The organism is Piscinibacter defluvii (genome assembly GCF_004011805.1).
GTDB classification, from domain to species: domain Bacteria; phylum Pseudomonadota; class Gammaproteobacteria; order Burkholderiales; family Burkholderiaceae_C; genus Piscinibacter; species Piscinibacter defluvii.
Window position 1 is genome coordinate 290946 of the sequence record NZ_RCHJ01000004.1, and the last position, 25013, is coordinate 315958.

The following is a 25013-nucleotide window of genomic DNA, read 5'->3' on the forward strand; positions in this document are numbered from 1 at the left end:
GGAGCACACCGTGCGGAGGGGATTCCAATGAAGGCCGTCGACATCCTGAAGCGGCTCGCGGCCGTGCTGCTGCTGGCGCTGGCCGCGCCGGCGGCGTTCGCCCAGGCCGCGCTGCGCGACTTCGACCACGTCAAGACCGGCTTCGCGCTGACCGGCCAGCATGCCAAGGCGCGCTGCGAGAGCTGCCACATCGGCGGCGTGTTCAAGGGCACGCCGCGCGACTGCGCGAGCTGCCACACGGCCGGCACGACCTGGTCGCGCGCCAACGTGGTGAAGCCGCAGAACCACCTGGCCACGACGATCCAGCAGGACTGCGACGCCTGCCACACCACCCAGGGCTACGGCGGCGCCCGCTTCAACCACCAGGGCATCACCGGCCAGGGCTGCGCGAGCTGCCACAACGGCAGCGTGCTCGGCGCGACGGCCCGGCCCAACACCGCGGTGCACGCCGGCCAGACGGTGTGCGAGAAGTGCCACAAGTCGACCAGCAGCTGGGGCGGCGCCAAGCCCGACCACTCGAGCTTCGGCTCGGCCACCAACTGCGCCAGCTGCCACAACGGCAGCAGCGCCAGCGGCAAGAGCGCGACGCACATCCCCGCCGGCACGGCCAACTGCTCCACCTGCCACTCGACCAACGGCTGGAAACCCTCGAGCTTCAATCACACGCAGGGCACGGTGACCGGCCAGTGCGCGAGCTGCCACAACGGCGCCTTCCCGCCAGCCGACGGACGCGGCCCGACCCACATTCCCTACCAGACGCTCGCCGGTGTCTCGATTTCCAACTGCGACAGCTGCCACAAGGCGGGCTACAAGTCCTGGACGCCGGCCAAGTTCCACGCCTCGGCGTCGGTGACCGGCCAGTGCGCGAGCTGCCACACCGGCGGCTTCGCGCCGGCCGTGGGCAAGCCCAACACCTCGATCCACGCCGGCGCGACCACCTGCGAGGCCTGCCACAAGTCGACCAGCGACTGGTCGGCCGCGAAGATCGACCACGCCACCTTCACCAGCGCGACCAACTGCGCGAGCTGCCACAACGGCGGCGCGGCCACCGGCAAGAACGCGACGCACATCCCCTCGGGCGCGAGCAACTGCATCAACTGCCACACCACCAAGACCTGGAAGCCGAGCAGCTTCAACCACAGCCAGGGCACGATGGCGGGGCAGTGCGCGAGCTGCCACAGCGGCGCCTTCCCGCCGGCCGACGGACGCAACCCGACCCACATCCCCTACCAGACGCTCGCCGGCGTCGCGATCACCAACTGCGACAGCTGCCACAAGGCCGGCACCACGGCCTGGACACCGGCCAGGTTCCACACCTCCGTGTCCGTCAGCAACCAGTGCGCGAGCTGCCACACCGGCAACTACGCGCCCGCGGTGGGCAAGCCCAACACGACGATCCACGCCGGCGTGACGAACTGCGAGAGCTGCCACAAGTCGACCAGCGACTGGGGCGGCGCCAAGGTCGACCACGCCACCTTCACCAGCGCGACCAACTGCGCGAGCTGCCACAACGGCAGTGCCGCCACCGGCAAGGGTGCGACGCACATCCCCTCGGGCGCGAGCAACTGCATCAACTGCCACACCACCAAGACCTGGAAGCCGAGCAGCTTCAATCACAGCCAGGGCACGGTGGCCGGGCAGTGCGCGAGCTGCCACAGCGGCGCCTTCCCGCCGGCCGACGGGCGCAACCCGACCCACATCCCGTACCAGACGCTGGCCGGCGTCGTGATCACCAACTGCGACAGCTGCCACAAGGCCGGCTACGCGGCCTGGACACCGGCGCGCTTCCACGGCTCGGTGTCGGTGAGCAACCAGTGCGCCGGCTGCCACACCGGCAGCTACCCGCCCGCGGTGGGCAAGCCCAACACGACGATCCACGCCGGCGTGACGAACTGCGAGAGCTGCCACAAGTCGACCAGCGACTGGGGCGGCGCCAAGGTCGACCACGCGACCTTCACCAGCGCCACCAACTGCAGCAGCTGCCACAACGGCAGCGCCGCGACGGGCAAGAACGCCAGCCACGTGCCGGTGGGGGCGGTCAACTGCATCAACTGCCACACCACTCGGGCCTGGAAGCCGAGCAGCTTCAACCACACCCAGGTGGTGGTGGCGAGCCAGTGCGCCAGCTGCCACAGCGGCGCCTACCCGCCGGCCGACGGGCGCAACCCGACGCACATCCCCTACCAGACGCTGACCGGCGTCGCGATCGTCAACTGCGACAGCTGCCACAAGTCGGGCTACACGGCCTGGACGCCGGCCCGCTTCCACGCCTCGGTGTCGGTCAGCACGCAGTGCGCCGCCTGCCACACCGGCAGCTACCCGCCCGCGGTGGGCAAGCCGGCCACCGCGGTGCACACCGGCGTGACGGTCTGCGAGAGCTGCCACAAGTCGGCCAGCAGCTGGAGCAACGTGGTGTTCGCCCACTCGGCGGCCAACGCGGTGGGCACCGGCACCTGCGACAACTGCCACAACGGCACCGCGGCCAGGGGCAAGCAGGCCGGTCACATCCCGGTGACGACCGGCCCGACCAAGTGCGACAACTGCCACCGCTCGCAGTCGAGCTGGAGCACCTCGGTGACGATGAACCACACCGTGGTGAGCGCGTCGACCTGCAAGTCCTGCCACAACGGCAGCTACGTGTCGCAGGGCAACCAGGGGGCGCTGGCCAAGCCGGCCAACCACATTCCCGAGACGCAGCTGCTCAACGGCGGCGCGATGGACTGCAAGGCCTGCCACACCGGCACCAGCTCGTGGACCTCGATCACGATGAACCACAACAACAGCCTGGGCGGCGGCGCCGGCTGGTGCAAGGGCTGCCATCTCAGCGGCACCGCCTACGCCGGCGGCCTGGAGCGCAAGTCACTCACGCACGAGCGCAAGACGCCGCCGGCGATCGACTGCTCCGAGTCCGGCTGCCACCGGCCGCTCGGCAACAAGGGCGTGACCTACAGGGAATGGGACTGACCGTGAAGAAGACTCCGGGGGGATGGGCGGCGGCGGCGCTGCTGGCGCTGGCGGCCGGCGCCGCACAGGCGCAGCTGATCGACGACGTGGACCTGCGCCGCGAGGGCGCCGATGCGGTGCTGCAGATCCGCTTCGTGACGCCGGTGCAGTACCGGCGCGTCAACGTGCCGCGCGCCGGCGACACGGCGCAGATCCACTACGACCTCGTCACGCTGGCCGAAGGCCTGCAGGACGTGCCCTCGGAGCGCCGCGTCGCCGCCGGCGGCGCGCTGCCCGACCTGACGGTCTACGACGAGGCGGCGCCCAAGCGCCTGCGCGACCGGCGTCTGCTGCTGCGCCTGTCGCGCGCGGTGCCGTTCAAGGTGCGCGCCGGACGCGGCGACCGGCAGATCGAGGTGGTGTTCAGCGGCCTCGGCGAGGCGGTGCCCGCCACCACGACGGCCACGCCGGCCGCGCCGGCGAGCGGCTTCCAGATCGTGCTGCAGCGCTCGGACGCGCCGAACCTGCAGCTCGCCGCGCCGATACCGTCCGCGCTGCAGCGCTACCAGGTGTTCACTGGCCGGCGCCAGGTCGACGGCCGCACGGTGCACGAGATCGCGCTGGGTTACTTCGAGACGCGCACCGAGGCGGAGGCGGCGCGTGCGCAGCTGCTGAACCGCTTCCCCGACGCGAGCATCGTCGCGCTGGCGCCGGCCGCCGCGCCCGCCGCGGTTGCTCCGGTGCCTGCCGCGCCGCCAGCGGCCCTCGCGACACCGGTGCCGCCCGCCCCGCCGGTCACCCCGGGGGCTGCCGCGCCGGCGGCCGCCGCCGTCGAGCAGCAGGCCGCCACGCTGCTGGCCGCCGCCAAGGCCGCCGAGGCGAAGCAGGACCATGCCGGCGCGCTCGACAAGCTCAACGAGCTGCTCAACCTGCCGGCCAACGCATCGACGCGCGAAGGCCAGGCGCTCGCCGGCCTGGTGCGCGAGCGCAGCGGCGACCCGCTGCGCGCGCGCGCCGAGTACGAGACCTTCCTGCAGCTGTTCCCCACCGGCCCCGACGCCGACCAGGTGCGCGCCGCGCTGGCGCGCCTGCCGGCCGCGCCGGCGGCGGCCGCGCCGTCCGGCCCGATCGTCGAGCAGCAGGTGCGCCCCAAGGTCGAGGCGACCTCGACAATGTCGGGCTCGATGGCGGCGTTCTACTACGGCGGCCAGTCCAAGGTGCGCACGCAGGAGTTCCAGGATTCGCCGATCAGCGGCCTGCCCGAGCTGGTGAGCGACGACACCCTGTCGGGCAACGACCAGAAGCAGTGGCAGGGCAGCGTCGACCTGAACTGGCGCTTCCGCGACGCGGACACCGACATGCGCTTCGTGTTCCGCGATGCCTACACGCTCGACCAGCTGCGCAGCGACAAGAGCAAGAACCGGCTGTCGGCGCTGTACTTCGAGCATCGCTCGCTGGCGCTGGGCACGAGCGTGAAGCTGGGCCGCCAGTCGCCTGCCGGCCTGGGCGTGCTGGGCCGCTTCGACGGCGCGCAGGCCAGCTACACATTCGTGCCGAAATGGCGCCTCACCGCGGTGGCCGGCGTGCCGGCCGACAAGCTGCTGGACGCAAAGCGCCACTTCTACGGCGGGGCCATCGAGGCCGATGCGCTGCTGCCCAACCTCTCCGGCAACGTCTACGTGAACCGGCAGATGATCGACGGCGAGCTCGACCGCAACGCCGTGGGCACCGAGCTGCGCTACTTCAACGGCGGCGCCTCGGCCACCGGCATCCTCGACTGGGACCGCTCGATCCGCGGGCTGAACATCGCCTCGCTGCAGGGCACCTGGCAGCTCGAAAACAACGCGGTGGTCAACTTCCTGTACGACAAGCGCAAGACGCCGCTGCTGATGCTCGGCAACGCGCTGTTCTTCCAGAACCCGAACCTGCCGCTGGCCACGCGCATCTCCGACCTGCTGGCCCAGGGCGAGACGCTCGGCTCGCTGCGGCGCACGGTCAAGAACACCACGTCCGACACCACCCAGGGCCTGCTCGGCGCGACGGTGCCGATCAACGCCACCTGGCAGGTCGGTGCAGACCTGCGCCTGACCGACGTCGGCGAGATCCAGCCGGTGCCCGACATCCTGCCTGCCGGCCAGGGCCGCAGCCGCAACAACGCGGTGGGTGCGCAGCTGATCGGCAGCAACCTGTACTCGACGCACGACACCCACGTCGTCGCGCTGTCGGTGCTGCGCGGCACCAACTTCAGCGGGCCGACGGTGACACCGGCGACGCAGTCCGACTTCAACGCGCTGCTCGTGAGCTACAACAACTCCTCGCAGGTCAGCGCGAAGTTGCTGCTCGAGCCCTCGCTGCGCTGGTACCGGCAGACCGACAACGCCGGCGGCCACCTGACCCGCTGGACGCCGGGCCTGCGCGTCACCTACCGCATGCTGCAGCAGTTCGCGATCGAATCCGAGATCAACGGCGAGCTGACCCGCTCGACCAGCCCCACCCGCAACGAGAACTCGCACCGCTACTACTACTACCTCGGCGGACGCTACGACTTCTGATCGGCATGGAATGGCTCCTGTACGGCGCGGTCCTGTTCTCCGCGCTCGGCTTCTACCTCTGGCGGCACCGCCGTGCGCAGGCCGCGCACGCGCAGGACCTGCGCGAGGCGGTCGAGGCCGGGCTCGTCGAGCCGCCCTCACTGCACCCGGTGATCGACACGGCGCGCTGCATCGGCTCGGGCTCCTGCGTGCAGGCCTGCCCGGAGGAGGCGCTGGGCGTCGTCAACGGCAAGGCGGTGCTGAAGAACGCCTCGGCCTGCATCGGCCACGGCGCCTGCTTCGCGGCCTGCCCCGTGGACGGCATCAGCCTCGTGTTCGGCACCGAGAAACGCGGCGTCGACATCCCGCACCTGTCGGCGCAGTTCGAGACCAACGTGCCGGGTGTGTTCATCGCCGGCGAGCTCGGCGGCATGGGCCTGGTGCGCAAGGCCGCCGAGCAGGGCCGCCAGGCGATGGACGCGATCCACCAGCGGCTCGGCCACGCGGCCACGCCCGCCGGCGTGCTGGACGTGCTGATCGTCGGCTGCGGCCCGGCCGGGCTGTCCGCCGGGCTGGCCGCGCTGGCGCACAAGCGCCGCTACCGCATCATCGAGCAGGAGGATTCGCTCGGCGGCGCGGTCTACCACTACCCGCGCAACAAGATCACGATGACGGCGCCGGTGCAGCTCGCGCTCGTCGGCAAGGTGAAGTTCGGCGAGGTCAGCAAGGAGGAGCTGCTGGCGTTCTGGGCCGACGTGGTGAAGAAGACCGGCCTGAAGATCAGCTACAAGGAACGCCTGCTCGGGCTGGAGAAGCGCGCCGACCACTACGTGGTGCAGACCGACCGCGGCGAGATCGCCACCCGCACCGTGCTGCTGGCGATGGGCCGGCGCGGCACGCCGCGCAAGCTCGGCGTGCCGGGCGAGGAATCCCCCAAGGTCGTGTACCGGCTGATCGACGCCGAGCAGTACCGCGGGCAGAAGGTGCTCGTGGTCGGCGGCGGCGACAGCGCGCTGGAGGCCGCCATCGCGCTGGCCGAGCAGCCCGGCACCACGGTCGCGCTGTCGTACCGCAGCGCCGCCTTCGCGCGGGTGAAGGCGAAGAACCGCGAGCGGCTCGACGCGCTGCGCGCCGAGGGCCGGCTGCAGGTGCTGCTGCAGTCGCAGGTGCGGCAGATCGAGCCGGCGGCCGTCGTGATCGAGGCCGACGGCACGCCACGCACCTTGCCGAACGACGCGGTGATCGTCTGCGCCGGCGGCGAGCTGCCCACGCCGCTGCTGCAGAAGATCGGCATCCGCTTCGAGACCAAGTTCGGCACCCGCTGACGAGTGCCCCCAGTCGCTTGGCTCCTGCCCCCCGAGGGGCGCCGCCCGGCTTGGGGCGGCCCGGCGCCGAGCCGCCGGCTCTACGATGCACGCTCCCGAAAAACGGAGCGTGACATGCAGAAGATCGGCTTCATCGGCGCCAGCGGCCTCATGGGCCATGGCATGGCGAAGAACCTGCTCGCCAAGGGCCACCCGCTGGCGCTGACGGTGCACCGCAACCGCGAGCGCGTGGCCGACCTGCTGGCCGCCGGCGCGACGCTGGCCGACAGCCCGACCGAACTGGCGCGCGGCGCGCAGATCGTGTTCCTGTGCGTCACCGGCACGCCGCAGGTCGAGGCGGCGGTCACCGGGCCGGCCGGGCTGCTCGAGGGCGCCGCGCCCGGGCTGCTGATCGTCGACTGCTCGACCAGCGAGCCGGAGTCGACCAACCGCCTGCGCGAGCGCTGCGCGGCGCAGGGCGTGAGCTTCGTCGACGCGCCGCTGGCGCGCACGCCGGTCGAGGCCGAGGCCGGGCGCCTGAACGTGATGATCGGCGCCGACGCCGCGACGCTGGCCGCGCTGACGCCGGTGCTGAAGTGCTTCGCCGAGAACGTGATCCACGTCGGCGGGCCGGGCGCCGGCCACGTGATCAAGCTGCTCAACAACTTCATCGCCCAGGCCATCTGCACCGCCACGGCCGAAGCCTTCGCGGTGGCGCAGCGCGCCGGCTGCGAACCGCGCAAGCTGGTCGAGCTGGTGTCGGCCGGCATGGTGAACTCCGGCATCTTCCAGGCGATGGCGAAGTCGCTGGACGGCGACCTCGCCGGCCTGAAGTTCGAGCTCGACTATGCGCGCAAGGACATCCGCTACTACACCCACCTGGCCGAGTCGCTGAACGTGCCGACCGTGGTGGGCGAGGCGGTGCACCAGTCGCTCGCGCTGGCCAGCGCGCTCGGCCACGGGCACAAGTACGTGCCCTCGCTGGTGGAGGCGCAGGAGCAGCTCACCGGGGCACGGCTGGTGCCGCGCTGAGGCGGCGGCAGCCGCCCGGCCACGGGCGGCGCCGCACGCTCACAGCCCGAGCAGCTCGGGCGTGGGCAGCAGGTCGAAGTCGGTGGCCTCGCGCAGGTAGCGGCGCGCACGGGCGCGACCGATCACGCGCACGACACACAGCACCTGGGCCGGCAGGTCCTCGTCCGGGCCGGGCCAGGGCTCGTGGGTGCGCCGTGCATGCACGGCCAAGCGTGCCACCACCTCGGCCACCGCGCGGCGCGCCTCCTCCTCGCCCAGGCTCGCCGTCAGCATGTGCGACAGCGCGTGGGCCAGCGCCGCGTCGCTGCAGACCGCGTCGAGCTGCTGCGCGACGAGCGCCAGGTGCTGGCCGTCCACGCCCCGCTCGCGCAGCGTCGAGAGTGCGCCGTTCAGTCCGGCGAAGCCGCGTTCGGGATCCGGCGCGTGGCGCAGCAGTTCGGCCGTCACGCGCACGAAGCGCGCGCGCGCCTCGGCGCCCAGCGTGCGCGGCAAGGCCGCGCAGGGGCCCGAATGGCTGTCGGCGATCAGGCCCTGCGCGTCGAGCAGCAGCAGGTCGAGGTAGAGGTGACGCTCGTCGACGACCGGCAGGTCGGCCAGCTTGGCGACGATCTGTCCGGCGCGGTAGCCGGGTTCGTCGTGCGTGCCGAGCCAGCCGTCGGGCGAGGGCTCGACGCCCGGCTCGGCGACCAGCGGGCGCACGCCCGCCGCGCCGCGTGACGACTGGGGGTGAAGCCCCATGGCCAGCTCCGGCAATCTGCGTGTCCGGCCGGCGGGTGGACCGCCGGCCGAGTCCTCACGCTCAGGCAGCGCGCTTGGCGCGGCCGTTGCCGCTCTTGACCGGCACGACGACGCTGTTGCTCAGCGTGGCGAAGTTCGCCTCGGCAGCGCCGACGGCCTGCTTGGCGGCCTTCTGCACGTTCTCGAGCGTGTCGTTCGCGGCGGCGACGGCGGCCTTCATCAGCGTGACGGCGTTCTCGCTGCCGGCCGGGGCGTTCTTCACCGCGGTGTCGACCAGCGCGGCCAGCTTGGCCTGCGCGTCGGCGACGCCGGCTTCGGTGACCTTGGACAGCTCGGCCTGCACGGCGGCAGCGATGTCGTACACCTTGCGGGCGTAGGCGGCGCTCTTCTCGGCGGCCGGCTGCAGCACGTCGCCTTGCAGCGCGAACAGCTCCTGCACGTCCTTGACGGACAGCGCGGCCTGGGCCTTGGCCGAGGCTTCGCCGAGCGCGGCGCGGGCGGTCTCGATGTTCAGCGCGGCCAGCTTCTCGACGGCGTCGAGGCCGGTGGCCGACAGGTTCAGGAAGGTCTCGACGTTCGCCTTGTGGGCGGCGAGCAGTTGTTCGTTGGTCAGCATGAGGTGCTCCAGGTTGGGTGGTTTGGTGAACCGGAATTGCTGCACTGCAGCATGACTCCAGTTTAGTGGCTCCCCACCGGATTGCAAGCCCAAAATGCTGCAATGCAACAAAATAGAGGAAAGCCCCGGTTCGCCGCCGCTCAGGCGGCGCTGACGAGCCGGTTGCGGCCGCCGGCCTTGGCCGCCAGCAGCATCGCGCTGGCGCGCTCGACCAGCGCGACGGGGTCGCCGGCGCCCTCGCCGAGCGCGGCGACGCCGATGCTCGCGGTCAGCGGCACCGGACGCTGGTCGATGCTCGAGAAGGCGGTCGCCTCGACCTGCCGGCGCAGCCGCTCGGCCACCATCGCGGCGGTCGCGAGTTCGGTGTCGGGCATCACGAGGCAGAACTCCTCGCCGCCATAACGCGCCACCCAGTCGGTCAGCCGCACGCTGGCCCGCGCGACGTCGGCGAAGCGGCGCAGCACCAGGTCGCCGGTCGGGTAGCCGAATCCGGCGTTGACGTCGTGGAAGTGGTCCAGGTCGATCAGCGCCACCGACAGCGCCCGGCCGTGGCGGCGTGCGGCCTCGATCTCGCGCAGCAGCCGGGCGTCGAAGTAGCGCCGGTTCGGCAACTGCGTCAGCGCGTCCTGGTTCGCCTCGCGGCGCGCCGCCTCCACCAGGTTGCGGCCCATGTTGGTGACGAGCGTCGTGACGCGCTCCGTCATCACGCGCGTGACATTCTCGAAGTGGCGCAGGTACGGGTCGCGCTCCTCGCCGCCCGGGCCCTGCTGCAGCGACTCGTACAGCACGAGGCGCTGACGGCCGCGGCTCTTGGCCTCGTAGAGTGCGACGTCGGCCTGCTGCAGCAGTTCGTCGACCGACGCCTGTCCGTCGACGAAGGCGAGGCCCGCGCTGGCGGTGACGCCCATGCGCTGCGGCTGGCCGTCGATCGGCGCCGGCGCCGTGAGGCCCCAGCCGGGCGCCGCATCCGCCTCGGCCGGGGCGAGCACCACGCCGCGCGCCAGCCGTTCGAGCATGCGCTGCACGTCGGCCTCGACCGTGGCGCGGTCGTAGCGCGCGATCAGGGCGACGAACTGGTCGCCGCCCAGGCGGGCGAGGCGGTCGCCCGGCGCCGTCTCGGCCAGCAGGGCGGCGGCGACACCGCGCAGCACCTGGTCGCCCACCGCGTGGCCGTGGCGGTCGTTGAGCGACTTGAAGCGGTCCAGGTTGATCACGACGACGGCCCGCGCCTCGCCGGGCAGGTGCGGCGTGATCGCCTGCGCCGCCTGGGCGAGCCAGCGGCGCCGGTTCCCCAGCCCGGTGAGCGCGTCGGTCACCTCGACCAGCGGCGCGGCCGGCAGCTCGCCGCCGCCGTGCATGCGCGCGAGGCGCAGCAGGCGCAGCACGAGCAGCTCGGCAGGCTGGGTGCCGCGCACCACGTCGTCGCCCGGCTTGATGAACTCGAGCACGTCGACCTCCTGCTCGGCCGAGCCGACCACCACCAGCGTCGGCCGCGGGTCCAGCACGTACTCGCGGCGCAGCCGGCGAGCGTCGGCGAACAGCTCGGCCTGCAGCACGCGCAGGTCGGACCCGAGCGCGCCGCTCGCGCCGGGCAGGCAGGTGACGACGCGGTAGCCCTGGGCGCGCAGCGGCGCGAGCAGGGCCTCGTCGTCGTAGCCCTCGTGGGGCAGCACCCAGGCGATGGTCTTGGCGTCGTCCACGCGCGTCCCGCGGCGGCGAAAAGCTCAGAGCATAGCCGGCGGCTCGATGCGCGGCAGCGAGAGCGTGGCCAGCGCGCCACCCCCTTCGGCATTGCGCAACGCGATCCGGCCGTGGTGCAGCTCGGCGATCTCCTTCACGAAGGGCAGGCCCAGCCCGGTGCTGCGCTTGCCGCCCTGGGGCCGCGCCAGCGAATAGAACTTCTCGAACACCTTGGCGCTGGCGTAGTCCGGGATGCCGGGGCCGTGGTCGCGCACGGTGATGTCGACGCTGCGCCCATGCGGCGCGAGCGCGAGCTGGACGCGGCCGCCCTCGGGCGAGAAGTCGAGCGCGTTGGCCAGCAGGTTGCCGAGCGCGCGGCGCAGCAGGAAGGCCTCGCCCTCGACCCAGGCCGGCTCGAGCACCGCCAGCTCCACCTGCACGCCGCGCGCGGCGCCCGCGGCGCGGGCGCTGGCCACGCAGTCCTCCAGCAGCGGCACCAGCGCCACCGGCTCCACGCGGGGCAGGCGGCGCTGCGTCTCGAGCGCCGCCAGCTCCATCATGCGATCCACCAGCTCCTGGATGCGCTGCGTCTCGCGGCCGATGTTGGCGGCGAAGCGAGCGCGGTCTGGCGCCGCCATCGCCGGCTCCTGCAGCAGCTCGGCCGCGCCGCGGATCGCCGACAGCGGGCTCTTCAGCTCGTGCGTCAGCGTCTGCACGTAATCGGCTACGTAGTTGCGGCCGGCCAGCGCGTCGCGCATCTCGTCGTAGGCCGCGCCGAGCGTGCCGAGTGCGCGCCGGCCCAGGCGCGGCAGGCTGAACGAGCGCTGCGCGCGCACGTAGCGCACGTAGTCGGCCGCCAGCCCGAAGGGCCGCACCGCCCACACCAGCAGGATCGCGATCAGCACCAGGAACGCGGCCACCGAGGTGGCGCCCACCAGCAGCGTCTTGCGGCGCGCCGCGGCGACGAATTGGTTCAGGCTCTGTACCGGCTTGCCGACGCTGACCACGGCGGCGATGCGCCCGTCCGCGTGCACCGGCGCCGAGACGTACATCACCGAGCTCTGCTCGTCGCCCGGGATGCGCGGCGTGGTGCGCGCGCGGTACTGGCCGCGCAGCGCGGCGCTGACGTCGCGCCAGCCCGACCAGTCCTCGCCCTCGCGCTGGCCGATCGAGTCGAACAGCACACGTCCGGAGGCGTCGATCACCAGCGCCTGCAGCTCGACGCCGGTCTTCTCGAAGTCGAAGATGCGGGCCGAGAAGCCGCGCGCGTAGAGGTTGCGGAACACCGGGCGCAGCTGCTCGGCGTCGACGACGCCGTCGTGCGTGTGCTGCTCGACCAGCGCGGCCAGCAGGTGCGCCGTCTCGACCAGCGACTCCTCGGCCGACTCGCGGTAACGCGGGTCGATGTCGGCGAGCAGCCGGTACATCAGCAGCCCGACGCCCACCGCGTAGGCGAGCAGGATCGCGACGAACAGCCCCGAGCGCCTGGTCACGGCGACGCCGGCAGGTCCTCGGCCAGCGCGTAGCCGCTGCCGCGGTGGGTGCGGATCGGCTCGAGCTGCGGCGCCACCGCCTTCAGCTTGGCGCGCAGCATCTTGACATGCGCGTCGACGGTGCGGTCCAGGCTCTCGCTGCGCTCGTCCCAGACCTTGTCGAGCAGCACCTCGCGGCTGTAGACATGGCCGGGGCGCTCGACCAGGGTCTTGAGCAGGCCGTACTCGTAGCGCGAGAGCTCGAGCACGCGCCCGTAGAAGCGGATCTGGCGCCGGCCCTCGTCGACGACGAAGGGCTGCGCGGGCGACGGCGCCGTCGCCGGCGCCCGCGCGCTGCGGCGCAGGATGACGCGGATGCGCGCCACCAGCTCGCGCGGCGAGAAGGGCTTGGCGACATAGTCGTCGGCGCCGAGCTCGAGGCCGACCACGCGGTCGATCTCGTCGGCGCGCGCGGTCAGGAACAGCACCGGCACGTCGCCGATCTCGCGCAGGCGGCGGAACACCTCGAAGCCGTTCAGGTCGGGCAGGCCGACGTCGAGGATCACCAGGTCGGCCGGCGCCTCGCGCTGGCGCTGCAGCGCCGCCGCGCCCGTGGCCACCCAGTGCGGCTCGAAGCCGTCGGTGGCCAGCGCGTACTGCAGCGTGTCGGCGATGCCGGGCTCGTCCTCGACGATCAGGACTTGGGGCTTCACTCGGTGGGGAGGAAACCTTCGATCGACAGGTAGCGCTCGCCGGTGTCGTAGTTGAAGCCGAGCACGCGGGCGCCGGCCGGCAGCTCGGGCAGCTTCTGCGCGATCGCCGCCAGCGTCGCGCCGGAGGAGATGCCCACCAGCGTGCCCTCCTCGCGTGCCGAGCGGCGCGCCATCTCGCGCGCGGCCTCGGCCTCGACCTGGATCACGCCGTCGAGCAGCTGCGTGTGCAGGTTGGCCGGGATGAAGCCCGCGCCGATGCCCTGGATCGGGTGCGGGCTGGGCTTGCCGCCACTGATCACCGGCGAGGCCGCGGGCTCGACGGCGAACACCTTGAGCTGCGGCCAGCGGGCCTTCAGCACCTTCGCGCAGCCGGTGATGTGGCCGCCGGTGCCCACGCCGGTGATCAGTGCGTCCAGGCCTTCGGGGAAGTCGGCGGCGATCTCGGCGGCGGTGCTGCGCACGTGCACCTCGATGTTGGCGGGGTTCTCGAACTGCTGCGGCATCCACGAGTTCGGCGTGCGCTCGAGCAGCTCCTTGGCACGCGCGATCGAGCCGTTCATGCCCTTCTCGCGCGGGGTCAGCTCGAAGGTCGCGCCGTAGGCCAGCATCAGGCGGCGCCGCTCGACGCTCATGCTGTCGGGCATCACCAGGATCAGCTTGTAGCCCTTGACCGCCGCCACCATCGCCAGCCCGACGCCGGTGTTGCCCGAGGTCGGCTCGATGATCGTCGCGCCGGGCTTGAGCGCGCCCGAGGCCTCGGCAGCCTCGACCATCGACAGCGCGATGCGGTCCTTGATCGAGCCACCCGGGTTGGCCCGTTCGCTCTTGATCCACACCTGGTGCGTGGCGCCGAACAGGCGGTTGATGCGGATGTGCGGCGTGTTGCCGATGGTCTGCAGGATGGTGTCGGCGCGCATGGCGGGGCTCTCCGGACGAGGGGGGCGATGCATTATGGGCGTGATAATCCCGGCATGGATTCGCCGCTTCGCAACGACACCTTCCTGCGCGCGTGCCTGCGCGAGCCGACCGAGTACACCCCGGTGTGGCTGATGCGCCAGGCCGGGCGCTACCTGCCGGAGTACCGCGAGACCCGCGGCCGGGCCGGCAGCTTCATGGGCCTGGCGACGAACACCCAGTACGCCACCGACGTGACGCTGCAGCCCCTGGAGCGCTACCCGCTGGATGCGGCGATCCTGTTCAGCGACATCCTGACCGTGCCCGACGCGATGGGCCTGGGCCTGAGCTTCGCGCTCGGCGAGGGCCCGCGCTTCGCCCACCCGGTGCGCGACGAGGCCGGCGTCGCCCGGCTCGCCGTGCCGGACATGGACAAGCTGCGCTACGTATTCGACGCGGTGGCCTCGATCCGCAAGGCGCTGGCGGGCCGGGTGCCGCTGATCGGCTTCTCCGGCAGCCCGTGGACGCTGGCCTGCTACATGGTCGAAGGCGCCGGATCGGACGACTACCGCCTCGTCAAGTCGATGCTCTATGGCCGGCCGGACCTGATGCACCGCATCCTCGCGATCAACGCCGACGCGGTGGCGCTGTACCTGAACACGCAGATCGACTGCGGCGCGCAGGCGGTGATGGTGTTCGACAGCTGGGGCGGCGTGCTGGCCGACGGCGCGTTCCAGGAGTTCAGCCTGGCCTACACGCGCCGCGTGCTCGCGCAGTTGCGGCGCGAACATGCCGGGCGGCGCATCCCGCACATCGTGTTCACCAAGGGCGGCGGCCTGTGGCTGGAGGAGATCGCCGCCTGCGTCGACGGCGTCGGCCCCGACGTGGTGGGACTGGACTGGACCGTCAACCTCGGCGCGGCGCGGCGGCGCGTCGACGATCGGGTCGCCTTCCAGGGCAACCTCGACCCGGCGGTGCTGTTCGCGCCGGAAGCGCAGATCCGCGCCGAGGCCAGCCGGGTGCTGGACAGCTTCGGCGCGCCGCAGCGCCCGGACGGCCGCTGGGGTGGCCATGTGTTCAACCTCGGACATGGCATCAGCCAGCACACGCCGCCGGAGGCGGTGTCGGCCCTGGTCGACCAGGTGCACCGCCATTCGCGCCGCCTGCGCGGCACGGCGTGACGAAGAACACGTTCGGGCCGGCCGTTCCCCGGTGAGTGAGCACTAAGGACTTGACTTATCCCCAAAACGGGTCCCGTGCGTTTTTCCGGTTTCTCTTGCTGCAATGCAGCATGAGGAAATCGCATGACCTTCCTAAGTCCTTGATTTGATTGACTTCCTGCGCATGCTGAGAAAGTGGGCAGGGAACCCGGGGGCCAAGCGCATCAACGATTTAGCCGCGCTTTGGGCAGCTTGCCCACAAAGTTATCCACAGCAGCCGTGGAAACCGTCGAAAGCCGCGTGAAATCAGGGACTTGGCGCGAATCTCGAAGCCAGACATGAAGTTTGACCGCTAAGTGACAACCGCTCCCGATCCCGACGCCCAGACCCGTGTGGCGGTGGCCGTGGAGACACCGCAGCACAGCGGCGTGAACGCGACGCTCGACTACCTGAGTGAGCAGCCGCTTGCACCAGGCACCATGGTGCGCGTACCGCTCGGCAAGCGCACGGTGCTGGGCATCGTCTGGCCGGCGGCCGCCGGCGAGGCTCCGGAGGCCAGCCTGCGGCCAGTTACCGAGGTCCTCGACGGGCTGCCGGCCTTGCCCGAGGCGTGGTGCCGACTGGTCACGTTTGCATCCGGTTACTACCAGCGCAGCATCGGTGAGCTGGCGCTGGCGGTGTTGCCGCCGGAACTGCACAAGCTCGACCGGGCCGGCTTCGCGCAGCGCCTGGCACGCCTGCGCAAGGCGCTGGACAGCGCCCGGCCCGCGGCCGCTGCCGACACGCCGCCGCCGCCGAGCGAGGCCCAGGCGACGCTGCTCGGCCAGCTGGCCGCGCTCGAGCCCGGCCGCACCGTGCTGCTGCACGGTGTCACCGGCAGCGGCAAGACCGAGGTCTACCTGCGTGCCGCCGAGGCGACGCTCGCCGCCGGGCGCCAGGTGCTGGTGCTGGTGCCGGAGATCAACCTCACGCCGCAGCTCGAGGCGCGCTTCGCGGCGCGCTTCGCCGGCCGGCGCCTGGTCACGTTGCACAGCGCCCTGACGCCGGTGCAGCGCCTGCGCCATTGGCTGACCGCGCAGCTGGGTGAGGCCGACCTGGTGCTGGGCACGCGCATGGCGGTGTTCGCCCCGCTGCCGCGCCTCGGCCTGGTGGTGGTCGACGAGGAGCACGACCCCTCGTACAAGCAGCAGGAAGGCGCGCGCTACTCGGCCCGCGACCTGGCCGTCTACCGCGGCCGGCTCGAGCAGGCCACGGTGCTGCTCGGCTCGGCCACGCCCTCGCTGGAGAGCTGGCAGCGCGCCCAGGACGGCCGTTACCTGAAGCTCGCGCTGCCGCAGCGCATCGGCGGCGGCAGCCTGCCGCGGGTGCGCTTGGTCGACATGAGCCAGCAACCGCGCCAGACCACGATCGCCGCGCCGCTGGTGGAGGCGATCCGCGAACGCATCGCCCGCGGCGAGCAGAGCCTGGTGTTCCTGAACCGGCGCGGTTACGCACCGGTCCTGCACTGCACCGACTGCGGCTGGAAGAGCGGCTGCCCGCACTGCAGCGCCTGGCGGGTGTTCCACAAGCTCGACCGCAGCCTGCGCTGCCATCACTGCGGCCTCGCCGAGCGCGTGCCGCGCGCCTGCCCCGAGTGCGGCAACCTCGACATCGCCCCGATCGGCCGCGGCACGGAGCGCCTCGAGGAACAACTCGCCGGGCTGCTGGCCGGGCCCGACGGCCGGGCGGTGCGCATCGCCCGCATCGACGCCGACAGCACGCGCGGCAAGGGCGCGCTCGAGGCGCGGCTCGATTCGGTACATGCCGGGGACGTGGACGTGCTGGTGGGCACCCAGATGGTCACCAAGGGGCACGACTTCCGCCGCATCACGCTGGTGGCCGCGGTCGCGCCCGACGCGGCGCTGTTCAGCAGCGACTTCCGGGCCGCCGAGCGGCTGTTCGCGCTGCTGATGCAGGCCGCGGGGCGTGCCGGCCGTGACGCGGACCAGGCCGCCGCCAGCGAGATGTGGGTGCAGACCTGGCATCCGCGCCACCCGCTGTACGAGGCGCTGCGCCGGCACGATTTCGAGGCCTTCGCGGCGAGCCAGCTGCGCGAGCGCGAATCGGCCGGGCTGCCGCCGTTCAGCCACCTCGCGATGCTGCGGGCCGACGCGAAAACCGCCGCGGCCGCGCGCGAGTTCCTGGAGGCCGCGGCGGCGACGGCGGAGCCGCTGGACAGCGCGGCCGCGGTGACGCTCTACCCGCCGGTGCCGCTCACGGTGGCGCGTGTGGCCGACGTCGAGCGCCTGCAGATGCTGGTCGAATGCGCTGCCCGTCCGGCGCTGCAGCGTTTCCTCGCCGAGTGGCTGCCGCAGCTCATCGCGCTGCGCCGCCGCAGCGGCCATGCCATCCTGCGCTGGGCGGTCGACGTCGACCCGCTGTCGATCTGAGCGCTCAGCGCCGCGGCGCCGTGCTGCGCGGACGCGACACGTCGGCCAGCAGCAGCGTCGCGCGCACCAGCTCTTCGACCGCTTCGGCCAGCGTGCGGGGCGGCTCGATCGACTCGATCTCCTCGAGCAGCTCGTCCGCGTCCTCCAGGTCCTCGGGGTCGAGGTGGCGATAGATCAGCGCGAGCGGCTCCGTCAGGCGTGCCGCATCCAGCCGCTGCAGCGCCGGGAAGAGCGACAACGCGGTGGCGAATCCCGCCACCCAGCCGTAGACGGCATCGGACGGCGTGGCCTGCGGATCGTCGAGCTCGAACACCCAGGGATCGAACCACTGGCGCTGCGCGATCGCCCGGTCCAGTTCGGCGTGCCGGCGCAGCACCAGCGTGCGCAGCCGGACCACGTCGACGCCACGCGGCACCGGACGGGCATCGGCGTCCGGCACATGCGGCCACCAGCGCTCGACCGGCACCGGCTCGGGCTGCAGCAGCACGCCGCACAGGTAGCCGTCGATCATGTCGGGCTCGAGCGGCTCGAGCGGCGCGGGCAGCCGGTCGATGGCCGCCTGCAGTGCCTGCAGGTCGGCCTCGCCCAGCGGTGCTGCAGCCGCGGGGACGGGCCTCGTCGTCGTCGGTGGCATGGGCACCATTGTGGCGCGGAGCGCATCGATGCCCGAGTGTCCCTCGTATTGGGGATGGCCTCCCCATAGCCCGACCCATAGAGTGCCTGCATTGCTGTCACACGGGATCTCATCCAGATCACGCGCTCAAAGGTCCGCAACGCCCGCCGATGCCTACCCGGCACCACGACAGGGCGAGAGACCGACACCTGTCCCAACGACGTCCTTTCTTGAGGACTTGACACAGCCCACCTGCTCACCCAGGTGGGCTCTTTTTTGGCGGGTCCGTCGGCGGCGCTATCGTCGGCGGTCGTCGTCACGCGCCGAACCCGCTCATGCCCCTGTCCCGCCTGACCTCGCACCGCCTGCCGTTCTGGCTGATCGGCGGCAACTCGGTGGTGATGCTGCTCGTGGTGGCGATGTCGTGGATCGCCTTGACGACCAGCCTGCGCTCGTTCCAGCAGCGCGCGCAGGACTCGACCGACAACATCGCCCGCGGCATGAGCCAGGCCATCGATGCGCAGCTCGACCGTGTCGACATGGCCCTGCGAACGATGGCCCTCGAGCATGATCGCCTGGGGGCTGCCTCGCGCCCGATGGCGGCCCGCCTGCGCCGCCAGGCGGCCCTGGTCGACGGCCTGGCGGACCTGTACGTGACCGATGCGGACGGCCGCGTGGAGCCGGGGGCCGGCCCGGCACGCGACACCGACGTCGCCGCTCAGGACTTCTTTGCACGTGCCCGCGACGGCGGCGACACGGCCGTGCTCGGCGGGTTGCGCCAGGCCGAGGCCGGGCACTGGGAGATCGTGCTGGCACGCCGGCTCAAGCGCCCCGACGGCGACTTCGACGGCATCCTGTTCGCCCGCCTGCCGGTGTCGAACTTCCAGCAGCTGTTCGCCAGCGTCAACCTCGGGCGCGACGGCGCGATCAGCCTGCGCCTGCTGCCTTCGCTGGCGCTGATCGCGCGCCACACGCCGCTGGGCAGCTCGCCCGCCAACTACGGCACCACGCGGGTGTCGGAAGAGCTCTCGCTCGCGCTGCAGCGGCAGCCCCTGGCCGGCAGCTACATCGCCCGCACGGCGATGGACCAGATCGAGCGGGCCAACGCCTACCGGCGGCTGGAGGGTTATCCGCTGCTGGTGCTGGTCGGGCTCGGCACGGCCGACTTCCTCGCCCCGTGGCGCACCGAAGTGCTGGTGGTCGGCGTGCTGTGCGCCCTCACGATGGCGCTGCTGCTGGGCTCGACCACGCTGGTGCTGCGGGCACGGCGGCGCGAGACGGCCAGCCGGGCCGCCCTGCAGGCCAGCGAGGCCTTCCTCGACCGCACCGGGCGCATCGCGGCGGTCGGCGGCTGGGAGCTCGACCTGGCCACCGGCCTCGTCACCTGGTCGGCGCAGACCTGCCGGCTGCTCGACGTGGCCCCCGGGCACCGGCCGCACATCGACGACGCGCTTCAGTTCGTCGCGCCGGAGGCGCGCGAGGCGGTGCGCACGCAGCTCGCGGCCGACGTTCCCGGCACCTCGTGGATGCTCGACATTCCGCTGGTCACCGCGACCGGGCGGCCGATCTGGGGCCGTGTCGTGGCCGAGGTCGAGGGGCGCGACGGGCGCGCCGTGCGGGTGGTCGGCGCGGTGCAGGACATCACCGAGCAGCGCCGCAACAAGGCCGAGCTGGCGCGCGAGCAGTCGCTGCGCGCGCAGATCGAGGCCCATGCGCACGAGCTCGATGCACTGGTGAGCGAGCGCGGCGAGATGCTCGACGTGCTGGCGCACGAGGTGCGCCAGCCGCTGAACAACGCCTCGGCGGCGCTGCAGAGCGCGGCCACGGTGCTGGCCGAGGTCGACGAGCCGGCCGCGTCGCTGCGCCTGTCACGCGCGCAGTCGGTGATGAACCAGGTGCTCGGCCGGCTCGACAACACGCTGGCCGTGGCCAGCCTGCTGGCGCGGCCGGACCCGATCGCACGCGAGGACTGCGACATCGACACCGTGGTCGCCGTCGCGGTGGCCGACATGCCGCCCGGGCAGCGCGCGCGGGTGCAGGTCGAGCGCGCCACGTCCACCCGCACGGCCTCCATGGACATGAGCCTGATGCGCCTGGCGCTGCGCAACCTGCTGTCCAACGCGCTGAAGCACGGACCGGCCGGCACACCGGTGCGGGTGCGGCTGTCCGATTCCGACCATCCGCTGGCGCTGGTGATCGAGGTCACCGACGCCGGACCGGGCGTTCCGCGGTCGCTCGTGCCACGCCTGTTCGAGCGCGGCGCACGCGGCTCGCGCAGCGGCCATGGTCTGGGTCTCTACATCGTGCGTCGCGTGATGGAGCTGCACGACGGCCGCGTCGAGCTCTCCAGCAACGAACCCGGCCAGGTCACCATGCGCCTGGTGGTGGTGCAGGAACCGGCGGAGTGAGCCCGCGCGGCGCCGTGATCAGACGGCCAGCAGCTCCGACTTGAACACGTAGCCGACGCGCGAGCGCGACTGCAGCGGCACGATGGCCGGCGTGGCGCGCTCGATGCGGCGGCGCAGGCGGTAGATGGTCGCGTTCAGGCCGTCGGCCGCATCGCGTTCGGTGTCGCGGCCGAGCTTCATGCGCAGGTGCTCGCGGCTGACCACGTCGCCGGCCGCTTCCACGAAGCACTCGAGCACGGCGATGTCGGTCTCGCTCAGGTCCACGCGCGCGCCGTCGGGCGCGATCAGCTGGCCGGCGCGGCGGTCGAGCTTCCACGGGGCATTGGCCAGCCCGGTCTTGGCGGCCCGGCGCTGCACGGCCTCGATCGCGATGGCCACCTGCTCGAACTGCACCGGCTTGGCGAGGTACATGTCGGCCCCGGCCTGCACCACCTCCTTGAACACGTCGGGCGAGAGCCGGCCGGACACCACCAGCAGGCCCGCGTCGCTGCGCCGGCGCAGCACCTTGATCATGTCCAGGCCGTCGATGCCGGGCAGCATCAGGTCGACCACGTAGAAGTCGTAGGCGTAGGGATCGGAGTCCGCCAGTAGGTCGTTGCTGTCGTCGAACACGTCGACCTGCATGCCTCGCGCACGCAGATACTGGGCGAGGAACTCGGTGTACTCCTTGTCGTCGTCGATGAGTGCGAGTCGGGTGGGGAACATGGTGCTCGGAGAGTCCGCGGTACACGGCAGAGCAGGGATTCAAGCATAGATGCCGCGCGGAGAAGTGCCGAACTGCACCCGCTTCTCCGGATTGATCCAGCTCATGGCGATATCTGCGTCAGACGCGGATTTGTGCGCCCCCCCCCCCCCCGCGTGACGGTCATGTACCGACGATGCCCCCGTCACGGCGTCGGATGACCACCGTCGCCGAACGGGGTCGATCACCCGGCTGGCCACCCGGCCAGCGCGAGTAGCGGTCCGGCTGGGCCGGGTCGCTGCGGTCGCTCGGCGTCTCGCCCGGGTGCTGCACGTTGATGAACAGCGTGCGCAGGTCGGGCGTCATCGTCGCGCCGGTGATCTCGCAGTTCACGGGGCCGGTGAGGAAGCGCCGGATCTCCCCGCTGGCGCGGTCGCAGGCCAGCATCTGGTTGCTGCCGATGCGCTCGAACTCGCCCTTGTACATCTGGGTCGCGTGCGCATCGGTCTGGATCCACAGCACGCCGCGTGCATCGAGCACCAGGCCGTCCGGGCAGGCGAAGATGTCGCCCTTGATGTTGCCCTGCGCCTCGGGCCGTGCATTGGCCGGGTCGCCGGCGAGCACCAGGTGGCTCCAGCGGAAGCCGGTGGCGTCGAAGTCGCCGTCCTCCTTCCAGCGGATGATCTGGCCCATCACGTTGTTGGCGCGCGGGTTGGCGGCATCCGGCCCCGGCATGCCGGGTGCGCCGCGGGCGCTGTTGTTGGTCAGCGTGCAGTAGACCTCGCGCGCCGCCTGGTCGATGGCCAGCCACTCGGGCCGGTCCATCTTGGTGGCACCGAGCCGGTCGCTGGCCTGGCGCGACTTGATCACCACCTCGCCCTGGTCGGCGAAGCCGTTGGCCGGCGTCAGCGGCCCCTGGCCCTGCACCAGCGGCAACCAGCGGCCGGTGCCGTCGGCGTCGAATCGGGCCACGTACAAGGTGCCGTGGTCGAGCAGCTCGCGGTTGGCGCGTCCGCCGCCGGGCGCGATGCGGTCGCGGCTGACGAACTTGTAGATGTACTCGAAGCGTGCGTCCTCGCCGGAGTAGACCACCGCACGGCCGTCCTTCGTGACGCCGACCCACGCACCCTCGTGCGCGGCGCGACCGAGCGCGGTGCGCTTGACCGGCAGGCTGGTCGGGTCGTACGGATCGATCTCGACCACCCAGCCGAAGCGGTGGAACTCGTTCGGGTTCCTCTTCGCGTCGAAGCGCTCGTCGTGCGCGGCCCAGCGGTAGCCGCTGGCCTTCGGCAGGCCCCAGCGCTTCTGGTCGGCGTCGACGTTCTCGCCGCCGTCGAAGTAGAAGGCCCAGTTCTCCTCGCCGGACAGGTAGGTGCCCCACGGCGTCATGCCGCTGGCGCAGTTGTTCAGCGTGCCGAGCACGGTGCGGCCGTCGGGGTCGGCCGCGGTCCGCATCAGCGCATGGCCGGCCGCAGGGCCCTGCAGCGCGAACGGCGCGAAGGCGGTGAAGCGGCGTGCCCAGCGCGAGGGCCGCACCATCTCCCAGCGCCCGTCCTTCAGCGCGACCTCGATCACCGAGACGCCATGCGCCGCCTGCGCCTTGCGCACCTTGTCGGCCGACCAGGTCTTCATGCCGTCGGGATGCAGCAGGCCGTCGTCGGTGTACTCGTGGTTCATCACCAGCAGGCCGTGCGTGCTGCTGCCCTCGAGCGGGTAGAAGTGGATGCCGTCGTGGTGCATGCCCATCTGCACCGCCTGCTCGGCCGCGCTGTTGCTCGCGTCGGGGCGCCAGGCCGGCATCTGCCCCGGGATGCCGACCGGCTCGCCCCAGGGCGCCAGCACCTCGGCGACGTAGCCCTGGGGCACCACCAGCGCGTCGGCATCGGCGGGCGGGATGCCCTTGAAGCCGAGCAGCGGCCCGCCGCCGCCCGGCGCGCTGGCGCACGAGGCCAGCCAGGGGGCCAGCACGCTGCCGGCCAGCGCCGCCAGCCCGCCGTGCACCCAGACCCGGCGCGCCGGGTCCGACACCTCGTGGATGCTCGGGTTGGCGCTGCGGTTGCTGTCTTCCATCGTGCCGAAGTCCTTGGCCATGCGCTGCTCCTTCGCGTCAGAGTTTCTCGGTCTCGCCGGTTCGGGGCTGCCACTTCATCAGCCGGCGCTCGATGCGCCCGACCAGCGCGTCGAGCACCAGCGCGAACGCCGTCAGCACCAGGATGCCGGCCATCACGGTGTTGATGTCGAACGCGCCCTCGGCCTGCAGGATCAGGTAGCCGACGCCGCGCGAGGAGCCCAGGTACTCGCCCACCACCGCGCCGACGAAGGCCAGCCCGACGCTGGTGTGCAGCGAGCTGAACACCCAGCTCGTTGCGCTCGGCAGGTACACATGGCGCAGCAGCGCCCGCGCATCCGCGCCGAGCATGCGCGCGTTGGCCAGCACCACCGGGCTGACCTCCTTCACGCCCTGGTAGACGTTGAAGAACACGATGAAGAACACCAGCGTGACGCCGAGCGCCACCTTGCTCGCGATGCCGAGGCCGAACCAGACCGCGAAGATCGGCGCCAGGATCACGCGCGGCATGCTGTTCAGTGCCTTGATGTACGGGTCGAGGATGCGCGCGGCCATCGGGCTGAGCGCGAGCCACAGGCCGCAGGCCAGGCCCAGCAGCGTGCCGATGGCGAAGGCCAGCACCGTCTCGACCAGCGTCACCCACAGGTGCTGGTAGATGTCGGCATTGACCACGAACCAGGCCCAGATGCGGCCGAAGATCAGCACCGGCTCGCCGAAGAAGAAGGCCGCCTGGCGCTCGTTGTCGAACACGATCGGCGGCACCAGCCCGGGCTTCGTGAGCACGTGCCAGAGCCCGAACACCGCTGCCAGCAGCCCGAGCTGCCAGACGCGCAGGTTGCGCTCGCTCGGCCGGATCGCGTTCCAGAGCTTCATGCGGCGAGCTGCTGCCGGTAGCCCTCGAGCACCTGTTCGCGCAGCACCGCCCAGATGGCCTCGTGCAGCTCGATGAAGCGCGGCGTGACGCGCACCTCGGCCACGTCGCGCGGGCGCGCGAGGTCGATGCGGAACTCGCCGATCGGCCGCGAGGCCGGGCCGGCGGAGAGCACGATCACGCGGTCGCTCAGCGCGATCGCCTCGTCCAGGTCGTGGGTGATGAAGAGCACGGCTTTCTTCTTCGCCGCCCACAGCGCCAGCAGCTCGTTTTCCATCAGCTGGCGGGTCTGGACGTCGAGCGCGGAGAAGGGCTCGTCCATCAGGATGATGTCCGGGTCGAGCACCAGGGTCTGTGCCAGGCTGACGCGCTTGCGCATGCCGCCGGAGAGCTGGTGCGGATAGCGGTCGCCGAAGCCGCCCAGGCCGACGCGGCGCAGCCAGTCCTCGGCCGCGCCGCGCGCGTCGGCCACGCCGCGGAATTCCAGCCCGGCCATCACGTTGCCGAGCGCGGTGCGCCAGGGCATCAGGCTCTCGGCCTGGAACATGTAGCCGGCGCGCCGGTTCAGCCCGACGAGCGGCGCGCCGAACACCTCCACCGTGCCGGCGCTGGGCGCCAGCAGCCCGGCGCCGACGTTCAGCAACGTGCTCTTGCCGCAGCCGGTGGGGCCGACCACCGAGACGAACTCGCCCTCGCCCACGCGCAGCGACACCTCGCGCACGGCCGTGTAGCGCTGGCCCGGCTCGCTGCGGCTGACGAAGGTGCAGGTCACGCCCGCCAGCGCCAGCGCCGGGGCGGCGTCGTTCATGCCCGGCCTCCACCATGGGAGGGACGAGGGCGCGCCGCTCCACCGCATTGC

The 25013-nt window shown here is 71.9% G+C and carries 18 protein-coding genes; 7 read left to right on the forward strand and 11 right to left on the reverse strand.

The features are described 5' to 3' along the window. The first annotated feature begins 27 nt into the window (after positions 1-27). The 4 genes from D9C15_RS14005 to D9C15_RS14020 all read left to right on the forward strand — a co-directional run bounded on the left by D9C15_RS14005 (position 28) and on the right by D9C15_RS14020 (position 7810). Positions 28-2964 carry a cytochrome c3 family protein gene (locus tag D9C15_RS14005; protein ID WP_127998208.1) on the forward strand — a complete coding sequence of 979 codons (2937 nt, stop codon included), beginning with the start codon at positions 28-30 and terminating at the stop codon, positions 2962-2964. 2 nt (positions 2965-2966) lie between these two features. Next, complete coding sequence (locus D9C15_RS14010; protein ID WP_127998209.1) at positions 2967-5495, forward strand: tetratricopeptide repeat protein; 2529 nt, start codon at positions 2967-2969, stop codon at positions 5493-5495. Positions 5496-5500: 5 nt separating this feature from the next. After that, positions 5501-6799, forward strand: a complete 1299-nt coding sequence (locus D9C15_RS14015) for an NAD(P)-binding domain-containing protein (protein ID WP_127998211.1) — start codon at positions 5501-5503, stop codon at positions 6797-6799. Between the two features lie 114 nt (positions 6800-6913). After that, on the forward strand, positions 6914-7810 hold the full coding sequence (locus D9C15_RS14020) for an NAD(P)-dependent oxidoreductase (protein WP_127998213.1): 897 nt from the start codon (positions 6914-6916) through the stop codon (positions 7808-7810). A gap of 39 nt (positions 7811-7849) precedes the next feature. On the opposite strand, the gene D9C15_RS14025 is transcribed toward D9C15_RS14020, so the two are convergent. From D9C15_RS14025 to cysK, 6 genes are all read right to left on the reverse strand, one after another. After that, a complete protein-coding gene (locus tag D9C15_RS14025; protein ID WP_127998215.1) occupies positions 7850-8548 on the reverse strand; it encodes a hypothetical protein in 699 nt (232 codons plus the stop codon). A gap of 61 nt (positions 8549-8609) precedes the next feature. Continuing rightward, a complete protein-coding gene (locus D9C15_RS14030; RefSeq protein WP_127998217.1) occupies positions 8610-9164 on the reverse strand; it encodes a phasin family protein in 555 nt (184 codons plus the stop codon). 140 nt (positions 9165-9304) lie between these two features. Further along, complete coding sequence (locus D9C15_RS14035; RefSeq protein ID WP_127998219.1) at positions 9305-10864, reverse strand: GGDEF domain-containing protein; 1560 nt, start codon at positions 10862-10864, stop codon at positions 9305-9307. Between the two features lie 24 nt (positions 10865-10888). After that, a complete protein-coding gene (creC, locus tag D9C15_RS14040) occupies positions 10889-12337 on the reverse strand; it encodes a two-component system sensor histidine kinase CreC (RefSeq protein WP_127998221.1) in 1449 nt (482 codons plus the stop codon). Beyond that, positions 12334-13029, reverse strand: a complete 696-nt coding sequence (gene creB, locus D9C15_RS14045) for a two-component system response regulator CreB (protein WP_127998223.1) — start codon at positions 13027-13029, stop codon at positions 12334-12336. The genes creC and creB overlap by 4 nt, the downstream gene beginning before the upstream one ends. After that, a complete protein-coding gene (gene cysK, locus D9C15_RS14050) occupies positions 13026-13946 on the reverse strand; it encodes a cysteine synthase A (protein ID WP_127998225.1) in 921 nt (306 codons plus the stop codon). The genes creB and cysK overlap by 4 nt, the downstream gene beginning before the upstream one ends. 54 nt (positions 13947-14000) lie before the next feature. On the opposite strand from cysK, the gene hemE reads away from it, so the two are divergent. Both hemE and D9C15_RS14060 read left to right on the forward strand, forming a co-directional pair. Continuing rightward, a complete protein-coding gene (gene hemE / locus D9C15_RS14055) occupies positions 14001-15104 on the forward strand; it encodes a uroporphyrinogen decarboxylase (protein WP_127998226.1) in 1104 nt (367 codons plus the stop codon). Between the two features lie 335 nt (positions 15105-15439). Beyond that, positions 15440-17512: a primosomal protein N' gene (locus D9C15_RS14060; RefSeq protein ID WP_164886724.1), complete on the forward strand. Its 2073-nt coding sequence runs from the start codon at positions 15440-15442 to the stop codon at positions 17510-17512. 4 nt (positions 17513-17516) lie between these two features. Here D9C15_RS14060 and D9C15_RS14065 read toward each other — a convergent pair whose 3' ends face one another. Beyond that, on the reverse strand, positions 17517-18146 hold the full coding sequence (locus D9C15_RS14065) for a YecA/YgfB family protein (protein WP_127998228.1): 630 nt from the start codon (positions 18144-18146) through the stop codon (positions 17517-17519). A gap of 314 nt (positions 18147-18460) precedes the next feature. Between D9C15_RS14065 and D9C15_RS14070 the strand changes: the two genes are divergently transcribed. After that, a complete protein-coding gene (locus tag D9C15_RS14070) occupies positions 18461-20533 on the forward strand; it encodes an ATP-binding protein (protein ID WP_127998230.1) in 2073 nt (690 codons plus the stop codon). A gap of 18 nt (positions 20534-20551) precedes the next feature. Here the strand turns inward: D9C15_RS14070 and D9C15_RS14075 are convergent, their stop codons facing one another. From D9C15_RS14075 to D9C15_RS14090, 4 genes are all read right to left on the reverse strand, one after another. Further along, a complete protein-coding gene (locus D9C15_RS14075) occupies positions 20552-21238 on the reverse strand; it encodes a response regulator transcription factor (protein WP_127998232.1) in 687 nt (228 codons plus the stop codon). 160 nt (positions 21239-21398) lie between these two features. Continuing rightward, a complete protein-coding gene (locus tag D9C15_RS14080) occupies positions 21399-23306 on the reverse strand; it encodes a PhoX family protein (protein WP_127998234.1) in 1908 nt (635 codons plus the stop codon). Between the two features lie 16 nt (positions 23307-23322). Next, positions 23323-24156, reverse strand: a complete 834-nt coding sequence (locus tag D9C15_RS14085) for an ABC transporter permease (protein ID WP_127998236.1) — start codon at positions 24154-24156, stop codon at positions 23323-23325. Then, positions 24153-24962: an ABC transporter ATP-binding protein gene (locus tag D9C15_RS14090; RefSeq protein WP_127998238.1), complete on the reverse strand. Its 810-nt coding sequence runs from the start codon at positions 24960-24962 to the stop codon at positions 24153-24155. The genes D9C15_RS14085 and D9C15_RS14090 overlap by 4 nt, the downstream gene beginning before the upstream one ends. Positions 24963-25013 lie beyond the last annotated feature (51 nt).